Here is a 12,402-nt window from a genome sequence, read left to right on the forward strand (position 1 = left end):
AGAAGGTCACGCTTTTACCCGAAGAGAGGTGACGCTTCAATGGTATGAATTGCGGAGGGGGTCTCATGCCCTTGCCTTGCGCGGTAGCTTGCTGAGAAATCCTCATTTACCTGAGTGGCAAATGCGGCCACACCGTCGCCGTCAGATCTCTGGAGGACTGGCTGCTGTCAGTAACTCATCAAGTGACGGAACCTTAGCGTTAGCACTGAGGACGAGTGTCCTGGATCGGAGTATGGATACGTCATAGAAAGATTCGCACTCGACTCTTCCATTCACTTCTCTCCAGTGGGTGACTTCTGGTATCAGCTCGTTAGGCACCGGATGTAGTGCCATAGGGTTATGGAAGCCTGATTATCTCCATCAAAACCCCAGAGACGGACATCGATCTATATACCGCTGTCGAAAACAAGCTGGCTATCTTGGTTTAAATATCGTTCAAATGGCTCACAGGCCTCTCTGGGTCGAAAGCGGTCTATCGCGAGTGACTGCTAACGACCCAAAGCGGCCGCTCATGAAAGTTTGGTGTCAATTCGAAGCCTAGGCTCCGCATTCCGTTTAATCTTAGAATTACCAATATCGTTCATTTACTTAATTTTAGTTCGAGAATGTCATCTCCAGAGTCATCTCTTTCCCCTGTTGGGCTCCACCCCAGATGCCGATAGAATCCATAAGACCTAACATCCGGATCGCTGGAACAAGCCAAGAACACGCGAGGAAGCCCTTGGTTTTTGAGTTGATCCACCATCATCGCAAGCAGCGTTTTGCCGATTCCCAGGCCCTCGTACGATGGAAGAAGGGCTAGAACAACAATCTCGCCGGTATCCCGATCTCCAAAGCAGTAGCCAATCATCCGGCCATCTTCACACGCTACGAAGCCAGGGCAACTGCCGTCTCGGATGCCAGTGCTCCAAGATTCGGTGGTAATGCCTAGCGCATGCAGTTCCTCTGATGAGAATGCATTTTCTCGCGTCAACCCTCGGATTTTGATACACAGGGAGGCGTCATCCGGGTGGGCAGGCCGATAGGTTATATTAGTCATGAATTTATCACTGTATTGACGAATTTATAGTTCAATGGATATGAAATGCCTGCAATAGCTGATATCCAATTCAATCCCAACATTCGTCTAGCCGTTTCGTAATGTCAAACGACTCGATGTTTTAAAATGTAATTCCGCTCAGACACTCCCAATCTCCGCTTTGGGTCGAAAGCGGTCTTTCACGACCGACCGCTTTGACCCCAAACCCCGGCTCTTGTGAGGAATCTGAGCCTTTCATCGCATGTGATTGAACGAGCTTACCTCCTCGGGTAACGTCGTAGCGGAGGACTGCAACCGCGCATTCGTCGTGACTGGGTACCAGCAAAGGCCCCCCGGCATTTTTGGCAGCAGAGAAAGCTGGTTTCTCTGAAGTAGTGACGATAGGCCTAGCCTGTCGGATTCTGAACCCAAGGTCATTAGACTGGGAGCTAAAGGATCGCTGCGACTACTCCTCGGACATATTGAAAAGGCACCCGTGGGTGCCTTTTTTGCGCTCGTTGTTGCCGGGGCTGTCAGTACCAAGCTAGGTAGAATCGACGCTGAGGTTGCGGATGACGATCCGCCGTTTTGGATGCATCAGCTTATTTGAGAATCCGGTAGGCAATTCTCATTTTTTCTGTGAAATTTTTTCTGATGAGTCACATAAAAGATGCAGCTTTAGCTGAAAACACTGGACCGCAGTTGTCAGCTTTTTTGTGAGCCTACATCAGGTCGGCGAACGAAAAAAGGGGCTGCTTTTGCAGCCCCTTTTTTGTTCAGATCCCCAACTCTCGCAAGCGTCGATACAGGGTACGTTCACTCATACCCAGATACCGAGCCAGCTCGCTACGCGATCCTTGGAAGCTTTCCAGGGCGTGCGCCAGGTCGCTCAACTCATTGCGGCCACGACGGCGTGGCGCCACCTGCCCTGCCCCTGCACTGGGGCCAATGTCTTCCGGCAAATGCTCAGGACGAATCAGGCCGTCGTCGGCGAACAGGCGCGCCCGTTCGAGTATGTTGCGCAGCTCGCGGATATTGCCCGGGAACGGATGCAAGCTGAGCCGCTCGAGCGCCTTCGGCGTCAGCCGGGGTGGTTGCTTGCCCATGCGTTGCAACAAGCTCTCGGCCAGCAAGGGCAGGTCTTCGACCCGCTCCCGCAGGGCTGGCAGGCGAATGGGGAAACCGCTGATGCGGTAGTAAAGATCTTCGCGGAAGGTCCCGGCCGCGACCATCTCCTTCAGCGGCTTGTGCGTCGCTGACACCAGGCGAAAGTCCGAATGCACCGTGCGCAAGCTGCCAACCGGGCGAAAGCTTCCCGACTCGATCAGGCGCAGCAACTTCACCTGCATGGCCAGCGGCACTTCACCGATTTCGTCGAGGAACAGGGTGCCGCCATGGGCCGCCTCGGCCAGGCCGATCTTGCGCTGGGTCGCGCCGGTGAATGCGCCCTTCTCGTAGCCGAACAGCTCGCTCTCGAACAGCGACTCGGTAAGCCCCGTGCAATCGACCACCACCAGCGGCCCGTTGGCCCGAGGACTGCCCAGGTGCAGGGCGCGGGCGAACAGTTCCTTGCCGGTACCGGACTCGCCCTGCAGCAGCACCGGGATCTGCGCCGGCGCTGCCCGCTGCAGGCTGGCAAGGGCCGTCTTGAAGGCAGGGGCGCGCCCGACCAGGCCTTGCTGTTGGGGTTGTGCGGAGGCCAGGGTGACGCTGGTCAGGCGTTCGACGAAGGCCACCACCCTGCCCTGCTCATCGAGGATCGGTCGCAGTTCCACGTCCACGTGCTCGGGCCCACGGGGGGTGTGGTGGATGTGCAGGACGCGCTCCGGCACCTTGCTGTCCAAGGCCTTGCGCAGGGGGCAATGCTCACCGGCCTGGTCGCATGGCACGGCATAGTGGTGGGAGACACGGTGGCACTTTTCACCCAACGGTGCCTGGTCGTCCGTGCCAAACTGCCGGCGGTAGGCGGCGTTGGCGGCGAGGATGTTGTAGTCGGTGTCGAGGATGATGCTTGGGTGCACATCGTGTTCCAGGTAGGACACCAGGGCGAGGATGGCGGGATGGTCGGGATACACGGAAAGCGCGGACATGAAGGTGGCCGATGGGAAGTACCCGGCGAGGGTAGCAGGGACTGCCAAACACTGCCATTGGCTGTCAGTCGACTGCCAGAAGGGACTGCCAGAGCTGGCATGGAATGCTTGGGCTGGGTGAGCCGAATCCTCGGTGCACGCCTTTTCGCGGGCAAGCCCGCCCCTACAGGATGCCCTGTTCTAGGGGCCTGCACCTGACCCTGTGGGAGCGGGCTTGCCCGCGAAAAGGACGGCGCAGATGCCCAATTATTGCTGGCATGCATCTTGATAAACCCCGGGACACTGCCTACGCCTCTATGAAGGCACGGTGGATAAACCCTGGAGAGCGCAATGATCATCGGCAGCAACCTTCATGTGGAAGCCTTGTTCGACGAGGTGACCTCGACCATCAGTTACCTGGTGATGGACGGCGAGACGCGCCACTGCGCGCTGATCGACAGCGTGTTGGACTACGACCCCAAGTCCGGGCGCACCTGCAGCGAGTCGGCGGACAGGTTGATCGCTCGGGTCGAGGCGCTGGGGGCCAAGGTCCAGTGGATCCTGGAGACCCATGTACACGCCGATCACCTGTCGGCCGCGGCCTACCTCAAGGACAAGCTCGGCGGCCATGTGGCCATCGGTGCGCGGATCACCCAGGTGCAGAAGACCTTCGGCGCGCTGTTCAACGCCGAGCCGGGCTTTGCCCGTGATGGCAGCCAGTTCGACGTGCTGCTCGAAGACGAGGAAGTCTTCCTGATCGGTAACCTGCGTGCCCGTGCCTTGCATACGCCCGGCCATACCCCGGCCTGCATGAGCTACGTGGTCGAGGATGGCGGCGAGATCGCCGTGTTCGTCGGCGACACCCTGTTCATGCCCGACTACGGCACAGCCCGCTGCGACTTCCCGGGGGCCGATGCGCGCACCCTGTACCGCTCGATCCGGCGCCTGCTGGCGTTCCCCGACCAGACCCGCCTGTTCATGTGCCACGACTACCTGCCCGGTGGGCGTGAGCTGCGCTACGTCACCACCGTGGCCGAGCAGCGCGCCAGCAATATCCACATTCACGAAGGCGTCAGCGAGGACAGCTTCGTGACCATGCGCGAAGCCCGCGATGCCACCCTCGACATGCCTGTGCTGATCCTGCCGTCGGTGCAGGTCAACATGCGCAGCGGCCAGTTGCCCGAGCCCGAAGACAACGGCGTGCGCTATCTGAAGATCCCGCTGAATGTGCTCTGAGCACCTTGGCCCTATAACGACTATTTCAAGGAAACACCGCCATGCCTGCCTTGCAGTCCCCTGCCGATGCCTCATGCACCGACCACCACAAGGTGGTCATCGTCGGTGCCGGTGCCGCCGGTATCGCCACCGCCTCCAGCCTGGTCAGCCGTGACCCGTCCCTCGATATCGCGCTGATCGACCCGGCCGACGTTCATTACTACCAGCCTGGCTGGACCATGGTCGGTGCCGGTGTGTTCCAGGCCCCGGCCACCGCCCGTACCATGGCCTCGACCATGCCGCGGGGCGTACGCTGGATCAAGGCGAGTGTCGCAGGTTTCGACCCTCACGGACAAACGGTCCGCCTCGAAGATGGTCGCGCCGTCAGCTACGAACAGCTGGTGGTGTGCCCCGGCCTCAAGCTCGATTGGAACGCCATCGAGGGCTTGAACGAAACCCTGGGCCGCAACGGCGTCACGTCCAACTACCGATACGATCTGGCGCCTTACACCTGGCAGTTGGTGAGCAACCTCAAGCAAGGCCGAGCCCTGTTCACCCAGCCGCCGATGCCGATCAAGTGCGCGGGTGCGCCACAGAAGGCCCTGTACCTGTCTTGCGACCATTGGTTGCGCCAAGGCCACCTGGGCGCGGTCAAGGCGAGTTTCTTCAATGCCGGCACCGTGCTGTTCGGCGTGGCCGACTATGTGCCGGCCCTGATGGCCTACATCGACAGGTACGGCGTCGACCTCAACTACGCCCATCGCCTGGTGGCCGTGGACGGGCCCGGCAAGCGCGCCACGTTCGTGCGTACCCTGCCCGACGGCAGCACGCAAACCCACGTCGAGGCCTTCGACATGCTCCACGTGGTGCCGCCACAGGTGGCACCGGATTTCATCCAGCAAAGTCCGCTGGCCGATGCCGCGGGCTGGGTCGATGTCGATCCGCACAGCCTGCGCCATCGTCGGTTCGCCAATATCCACGCCCTGGGGGACGTGACCAACACCAGCAATGCCAAGACCGCCGCCGCAGCGCGCAAACAGGCACCGGTCGTGGCCAACAATGTCCTGGTCGCCCTGGGCCGTCTGCCGACCTTGGCCCAGTACGATGGCTATGGCTCCTGCCCATTGACCGTCGAGCGCGGCAAGATCGTCCTGGCCGAATTCACCTATGGCGGCAAGGTGGCGCCGAGCTTCCCTCGCTGGCTGCTCGATGGGCGCCAGCCGACCCGCCTGGCCTGGCTGCTCAAGGCGCGAGTACTGCCGCCACTGTACTGGCAGGCCATGCTCAAGGGCCGGGAGTGGCTGGCGCGGCCGCAACCCATGAAGGCCGAGGCTGTGCAGTGATCGAACATCAATTCCTCGGGGCAGGCCTGGGGGCGATCATTGGCGCGGTGCTGGCGCTGACCGGTGCCGGTGGCGGCATCCTGGCGGTGCCCTTGCTGGTGTTCGGCCTGGGCCTGAGCATGGTCGAGGCAGCGCCCATCGGCTTGCTGGCGGTGGGCCTGGCGGCGGCGGTCGGCGCCGGGTTGGGCCTGCGCCAGGGCCTGGTGCGCTACCGGGCGGCGCTGTTCATTGCCGCCATTGGCATCGTCACGGCACCGTTCGGGCTGATGCTGGCGCATCGTTTGCCCAATACGCCCCTGGCCCTGGTGTTCGCCGCAGTGCTGGTGTACGCCTGTCTGCGCATCTGGCGCAAGGCCAGGCGCCAGATGCGTGGCGATTCGCCCTGTGGCGAGCGGCAGATCATGCCCTGCGTGCTCAACCCACAGCAGGGACGGCTGCGCTGGACCCTGCCCTGCGCACGCGCCCTGGCCTTCACGGGTGTGCTCTCGGGCTTGCTGTCCGGCCTGCTCGGCGTGGGGGGCGGCTTCGTCATCATCCCAGCGTTGAACCGCTACACCAACCTGGACATGAAGAGCATCGTCGTCACCTCGCTGGCGGTGATCGCCCTGGTGTCTGCCGGTAGCGTGGCCAGTGCCAGCCTGGCAGGCGTGGTGCACTGGCGGCTGGGTGCCCCGTTCGCCGTCGGTGCGGTGCTCGGCCTGCTGCTGGCGCGGCCGCTGGCGGCGAAACTGGCCGGGCCGCGGCTGCAGCAACTGTTCGCCTTGGCAGGGATCGGTGCCGCCGTGTTGCTGGCCGGCAAGGCGCTACTCGGCTAGCAGCTCGGCCTGCTCCGCCGCGCACAGGGCCAGCAGGTAGTCCCAGACCACCCGCAGGCGCACCGACTTGTGCAGCTCGCGGCGGGTGCAGATCCAGTAGCTGCGCTGGATGGTTTCGCTAGGCAGCACCCGCACCAAGGTGGGGTCGTGCCGGGCCATGTAGTTGGGCAGCACGGCGATGCCCAGGCCTGCGCGGGCGGCATGCTGCTGGGCGATCACGCTGGTGCTGCGAAACGCTACGTTGGGGGCCCGGCAGAAACTGTTGAGAAACAGCAGCTCCTGGCTGAACAGCAGGTCGTCGACGTAGCCGATCCAGCTGTGCCGGGCCAGGTCCTCGCGGTTGCGCAGGGGCGGAGCGTGGTCGAGGTATTCCTGGCTGGCGTAAAGGGCCAGGCGGTAGTCGGTGAGCTTGCGGGTGATGAGCAAATCGGCGCTGGGCCGTTCCAGGTGGATGCTGATTTCCGCCTCGCGGTTGAGGATGCTGACGAAGCGCGGCACCGCCACCAACTCCACCTCGAGCCCCGGGTAGCGCTCGAACAGCGCGCTCATGCGTGGGGTGAAGAACATGATGCCGATGCCTTCGGTGACCCCCAGGCGGATCTTGCCCAGGGGCGTGATGGCCTGGGTGATTTCCTCCTGGGCCAGCAAGGCGACGTTCTCCATCGCCTCGGCATGCTTGAGCAAGGCCTGGCCGGACGGGGTGAGTTCATAGCCCTGGGCGTGCTGGACGAACAGGGCGGTACCCAGGCTCTTCTCGATGCTCTCGATGTGCCGGGCCACGGTGCTGTGGGTGGTGTTGAGGCGCTTGGCGGCAGTGAGCAGGCGGCCGCTGCGCTGTAACTCGAGGAAAAACCGCAGATCATTCCAGTCGAACATGCTTGTCCCTGTGCATTTCGGACGGTGCCGCTTCGTTTTGCAGGAGCGGCGCCGTGGCTGTGAGCGCTGTGCTAAAACGCACAGCGGCTGCGCGAAATCTCGTGTTTCCTCGGCGAAATTAATCAATAAGATGGTCCGGGACAAGAATAAAAATCAGGCGCGAGGTTGCACATGCCATCAGCCGATTCTGTCTTCGACTACGTGGTCGTAGGCGCTGGCCCTGCCGGTTGCCTGTTGGCCAACCGCTTGTCCGCCGACCCTGCCTGCCGCGTGCTGCTGCTCGAGGCCGGTGGCCGCGACACCTATCCCTGGATCCACATTCCCGTCGGTTACCTCTACTGCATCGGCAACCCGCGCACCGACTGGTGCTTCAAGACCGAGGCGCAGCCCGGCCTGGGCGGTCGCAGCCTGGGGTATCCACGGGGCAAGGTGCTGGGAGGCTGCTCGTCGATCAACGGCATGATCTACATGCGCGGCCAGGCTGCCGACTATGATCGCTGGGCCGAGCAAGGCAACGAGGGCTGGGCCTGGAAGGACGTGCTGCCGCTGTTCAAGGCCAGCGAGCACCACTTCGCCGGCGCCAGCGACAGCCACGGTGCCGAGGGTGAATGGCGGGTCGAACAGCAGCGCTACAGCTGGCCGATCCTCGATGCCTTCCGCGATGCCGCCGAACAGAGCGGCATTGCCAAGGTGCCCGACTTCAATACCGGCGACAACGCTGGCTGCGGTTACTTCCAGGTCAACCAGCGCAGCGGCGTGCGCTGGAACTCCGCCAAGGCCTTCCTGCGGCCGGTGCAACGGCGCCCCAACCTCACCGTGCTGACCGACGTGCAGGTCGACCAGGTGCTGCTGGACAACACCCGCGCCACGGCGGTCAAGGCGCGCTGGCAAGGCGCCTGGCATGAGTTCAGGGCGCGCCGCGAGATCATCCTCTGCGCGGGCGCCGTCGGTTCCCCCGGGATCCTGCAACGTTCCGGCATCGGCCCGCGCAAGCTGCTCGAAGGCCTCGGCATCGGTGTGCGCCACGAGCTGGCCGGTGTCGGCGGAAACCTGCAGGACCACCTGCAATTGCGCCTGATCTACGAGGTGCGCAATACCCGCACCCTCAACCAGATGGCTAACAGCTTGTGGGGCAAGCTGGGTATGGGCCTGCGCTACCTTTACGATCGCAGCGGCCCGTTGGCCATGGCGCCGAGCCAGCTGGGCGCGTTCGTGCGCTCCGGGCCCGAGCAGGCCACCCCCAACCTGCAATACCACGTGCAGCCGCTGTCGTTGGAGCGCTTCGGCGAACCCTTGCACCGTTTCCCGGCGTTCACCGCCTCGGTATGCAACCTGCGCCCGGCCAGCCGGGGCCGTATCGACATCCGTTCGGCAGACATGAACGCCGCGCCGCTGATCGATCCCAACTACCTGAGCGACCCGTACGACCTGCGCGTGGCCGCCGAGGCCATCCGTATCACCCGGCGCATCGTCCAGGCCCCTGCCCTGGCCGCCTTCGAGCCTCGCGAGTACCTGCCCGGCCCGGCCCTGCACACCGAAGAACAACTGCACGAAGCCGCTGGCCGGATCGGCACCACCATCTTCCACCCGGTCGGTACCTGCCGCATGGGCAATGGCCCGCTGGACGTCGTCGACAGCCAGCTGCGCGTTCATGGCGTCCCTGGCCTGCGGGTGGCCGACGCCTCGATCATGCCGCAGATCGTCTCCGGCAATACCTGTTCACCCACATTGATGATCGCCGAGAAGGCGGCGCAACTGATCCTCAAGGGGGCTGCTACCCAGATCAACTTCAACGACGCAAACGCGATACCGACGCCCTGACCCGGGTGCGTGCAACACCGGCGGCTTGCGGTCAGAGGCCGCCGACAGTGGACAACAAGAATAATCACTGTGGCCTGCGGGCCGAGGACAGCAACGATGTCGGATTACATCCAAGAGCAAGGCGCGGCGGCGACCAGCGACAGCCGACGCGAGGAACGCAAGATCATTTTCGCGTCATCCCTCGGGACGGTGTTCGAGTGGTATGACTTTTTTCTCTACGGTGCGCTGGCCGCGGTGATCAGCAAGCAGTTCTTCGCCGGCGTCAACGACACCACCGCCTTCATCTTCGCCCTCATGGCCTTCGCTGCCGGCTTCCTGGTGCGGCCCTTCGGCGCCTTGGTGTTCGGCCGCCTGGGCGACATGATCGGGCGCAAGTACACCTTCCTGGTGACCATCGTGCTGATGGGCCTGTCGACCTTCGCCGTCGGCCTGCTGCCCACCTACGCCAGCATCGGCATCGCCGCACCGATCATCCTGGTGGTGCTGCGCATGCTCCAGGGCCTGGCCCTGGGCGGTGAATACGGTGGCGCGGCGACCTACGTGGCCGAACATGCGCCGCCCGGCAAGCGCGGTTTCCATACCGGGTTCATCCAGTCCACCGCCACCCTCGGCCTGCTGCTGTCGCTGGTCGTGGTGCTGGGCAGCCGTTATATCAGCGGCGACCAGTTCGAAACCTGGGGCTGGCGGCTGCCGTTCCTGCTGTCGATCGTGCTGCTGGGGATTTCCACCTGGATCCGCATGAGCATGCACGAGTCCCCAGCCTTCGTGAAAATGAAAGCCCAGGGCAAGGTGAGCAAGTCGCCGATCCGTGAGTCGTTCACCTCCTGGCCGAACCTCAAGGTGGTGCTGACCGCGCTGTTCAGCATCAACGCCGGCCAGGCCGTGACCTTCTACACGGCACAGTTCTACGTGCTGTTCTTCATGACCCAGATGCTCAAGATGGACCCGGCCCAGGCCAACACGCTGCTGATCATCAGCGTGGTGATCGGGGCACCGTTCTTCGTGTTCTTCGGCTGGTTGTCGGACCGGGTCGGGCGCAAGCCGATCCTGATGCTTGGCCTGCTCCTGGCCACGCTGGCCTACTTCCCACTGTTCAAGGGCCTGAGCTATTACGCCAACCCGCAGATCGATGCCGCCAGCCGCCAGGCCCCCATCGTCGTCACGGCCGATCCGCAGGGCTGCACCTTCCAGTTCGACCCGGTCGGCAAGGCGCGCTTCGACAGCCCTTGCGACAAGGTCAAGACCTTCCTGGTCAAGCAGGGCCTGCCCTACAGCTCGGTGGATGCCACCGGGTCCGACGTGGTGGTGAGCATCGGCGACAAGACCATCACCGGCTTCGACGAGGCAGCCATGCGCGCGGCCATCGACCTGGCTGGCTACCCGGCCACGGCGGATCCGGAACAGGTCAACCAGGTGATGGTGGTGGTGCTGATCGTGGCCATGATCCTCATTGCCACCATGACCTACGGGCCGTTGGCGGCGGTGATGGTCGAACTGTTCCCGACCCGCATCCGCTACACCTCCATGTCACTGCCCTACCACATCGGCAATGGCTGGTTCGGGGGCTTCCTGCCGACCGTGTCGTTCGCGCTGGTGGTGTATACCGGGGATATCTTCTACGGGCTTTGGTATCCGGTGCTGATCACCGGGGTGAGCCTGGTGGTGGGGATCTTCTGCCTGAAGGAGACTCGGGATGTGGATATCGACAAGGTCTGATGGCCAATAGCGGCCGCTAAAAAAAACCGGCTGTAAAAGCCGGTTTTCTTATGCCTGCGAAAAAACTTATGCACGATTTCCAGAAAAATGACGCTCGTTGAAATAAGTAATGAATTCAACGAGTTGCATTATTTTCTACACCGCTAATCCAAAAATTGCTCACAAGTTATCCACAGATCGTCAGGCACTCTGCTGCGCCGGATTTTCCGCCACCGGCGGCAGCGAACCCATGGCCCGCTGGGCCGCTTCGTTCCAGGCCTGGGCACGCTCGTTGAGTTCGGCAATCGCCCGTGGGCCGGTACCTACCGGATACATCGGTTCGCCAATCACCACCTCGATGGTACCCGGGCGCTTGCCCCAGCCATCACGTGGCCAGAACTTGCCGGCGTTATGCGCCACTGGCAGCACCGGTAGCCCGGCGTTCACCGCCAGGGCGGTACCGCCGCGGGAGAACTTGCCGACCTGGCCATGGGGCACGCGGGTACCCTCGGGGAAGATCAGCACCCACACGCCCTGCTTGAGCAGTTCGTCGCCTTTGCTGGCGACGTGGCGCAAGGCCTCTTTCGGGTTGTTCCGGTCGATGGCGATGGGCCGCAGCATGGCCATGGCCCAGCCGAAGAACGGTACATAGAGCAGCTCGCGCTTGAGCACCTGGCTCAAGGGCTCGAAGTAGGCCGAGAGGAAGAACGTCTCCCAGGTGCTCTGGTGGTTGGAGAGGATCACGCAGGGCTCTTTCGGCACGTTCTCGGCGCCGGTGATCTTGTAGCGGATCCCCAGCACGACCCACGCCAGCCCAACGGCGAAACGGCACCAGTAGACGTTGATGAAGCGGTAGCGTTTACGGAACGGCAAGAAGGGCGCGACAAAGAAGCTCAGGGTGCACCACAGCAACGAACTGGTGCCCAGCAGCAGGTAAAAAAGAAAGACTCTGATCGCCTGCAGGATCGACATAGTGGCATGTACCGCCTTATGAAAAAGTGCGCCAGGCGGCGCACTATCGAGTAAGTTCTCTGGCGATGGCCGCCAAATCATCAAAAACCAGTGTGGCTTGGGGGACGCCTTTTTCCAGCGTCCGTTCACCCTTGCCGGTCTTCACCAGCACCGGTTGTGCACCGACGGCCAGGGCGGCCTCCAGGTCACCTTGGCTGTCGCCGACGAACCAGACGCCGGAGAGGTCGGCCTGGTAGTGCTCGGCGATCGCCCGCAGCATGCCGGGCTTGGGCTTGCGGCAATCGCAGCCATCATCCGGCCCGTGCGGGCAATGCACGATGTAGCCCACCTCGCCGCCCTGCTCGGCCACCAGCGCGCGCAGGCGCGCATGCATGGCCTCGAGGGTTTCCAGCGGGTAGTAGCCGCGGGCAATGCCGGACTGGTTGGTGGCCACGGCCACCGTCCAGCCCGCCTTGCTCAACTGCGCGATGGCCTCGATCGAGCCGGGGATGGGGATCCACTCCTCCAGCGACTTGATGTAGGCGTCGGAGTCGAAGTTGATCACTCCGTCCCGATCAAGAATCAGCAGCTTCAAGGCC

Annotated in this window: 10 protein-coding genes; 5 read left to right on the plus strand and 5 right to left on the minus strand. The window is 62.8% G+C overall.

Going from position 1 to position 12,402, the window contains the following annotated elements:
• Positions 1-580: 580 nt before the first annotated feature.
• Both ACDI39_RS17330 and ACDI39_RS17335 read right to left on the minus strand, forming a co-directional pair.
• Complete coding sequence (locus ACDI39_RS17330; RefSeq protein WP_480460122.1) at positions 581-1,039, minus strand: GNAT family N-acetyltransferase; 459 nt, start codon at positions 1,037-1,039, stop codon at positions 581-583.
• Positions 1,040-1,794: 755 nt separating this feature from the next.
• On the minus strand, positions 1,795-3,108 hold the full coding sequence (locus ACDI39_RS17335; RefSeq protein ID WP_368815808.1) for a sigma-54 interaction domain-containing protein: 1,314 nt from the start codon (positions 3,106-3,108) through the stop codon (positions 1,795-1,797).
• A gap of 330 nt (positions 3,109-3,438) precedes the next feature.
• Between ACDI39_RS17335 and ACDI39_RS17340 the strand changes: the two genes are divergently transcribed.
• Genes ACDI39_RS17340 through ACDI39_RS17350 form a run of 3 tightly spaced genes read left to right on the plus strand, consistent with a single transcriptional unit; the run spans position 3,439 to position 6,460 of the window.
• Positions 3,439-4,323, plus strand: coding sequence for an MBL fold metallo-hydrolase (locus tag ACDI39_RS17340; protein ID WP_225789924.1), 885 nt, complete (start codon positions 3,439-3,441; stop codon positions 4,321-4,323).
• 41 nt (positions 4,324-4,364) lie between these two features.
• The gene (locus tag ACDI39_RS17345) at positions 4,365-5,645 is read left to right on the plus strand and encodes an NAD(P)/FAD-dependent oxidoreductase (RefSeq protein ID WP_253081509.1); all 1,281 of its coding nucleotides are present in this window, start codon (positions 4,365-4,367) and stop codon (positions 5,643-5,645) included.
• Positions 5,642-6,460: a sulfite exporter TauE/SafE family protein gene (locus ACDI39_RS17350; protein ID WP_253081510.1), complete on the plus strand. Its 819-nt coding sequence runs from the start codon at positions 5,642-5,644 to the stop codon at positions 6,458-6,460. Before ACDI39_RS17345 ends, ACDI39_RS17350 begins: the two co-directional genes overlap by 4 nt.
• Here the strand turns inward: ACDI39_RS17350 and ACDI39_RS17355 are convergent.
• On the minus strand, positions 6,449-7,336 hold the full coding sequence (locus ACDI39_RS17355) for a LysR family transcriptional regulator (RefSeq protein ID WP_225789927.1): 888 nt from the start codon (positions 7,334-7,336) through the stop codon (positions 6,449-6,451). The two genes, ACDI39_RS17350 and ACDI39_RS17355, sit on opposite strands and share 12 nt — an antisense overlap.
• A gap of 171 nt (positions 7,337-7,507) precedes the next feature.
• Here ACDI39_RS17355 and ACDI39_RS17360 point away from each other — a divergent pair, with 171 nt between their 5' ends.
• Positions 7,508-9,157, plus strand: a complete 1,650-nt coding sequence (locus tag ACDI39_RS17360) for a GMC family oxidoreductase (protein WP_225789928.1) — start codon at positions 7,508-7,510, stop codon at positions 9,155-9,157.
• A 96-nt stretch (positions 9,158-9,253) separates the two neighbouring features.
• Positions 9,254-10,873: an MFS transporter gene (locus ACDI39_RS17365; RefSeq protein WP_225789929.1), complete on the plus strand. Its 1,620-nt coding sequence runs from the start codon at positions 9,254-9,256 to the stop codon at positions 10,871-10,873.
• A gap of 180 nt (positions 10,874-11,053) precedes the next feature.
• Here the strand turns inward: ACDI39_RS17365 and ACDI39_RS17370 are convergent, their stop codons facing one another.
• Both ACDI39_RS17370 and gmhB read right to left on the minus strand, forming a co-directional pair.
• Positions 11,054-11,824 carry a lysophospholipid acyltransferase family protein gene (locus ACDI39_RS17370; protein ID WP_225789930.1) on the minus strand — a complete coding sequence of 257 codons (771 nt, stop codon included), beginning with the start codon at positions 11,822-11,824 and terminating at the stop codon, positions 11,054-11,056.
• Positions 11,825-11,867: 43 nt separating this feature from the next.
• On the minus strand, positions 11,868-12,398 hold the full coding sequence (gene gmhB / locus ACDI39_RS17375) for a D-glycero-beta-D-manno-heptose 1,7-bisphosphate 7-phosphatase (RefSeq protein WP_225789931.1): 531 nt from the start codon (positions 12,396-12,398) through the stop codon (positions 11,868-11,870).
• Positions 12,399-12,402 lie beyond the last annotated feature (4 nt).

The organism is Pseudomonas sp. Tun-23181 (assembly GCF_057415455.1).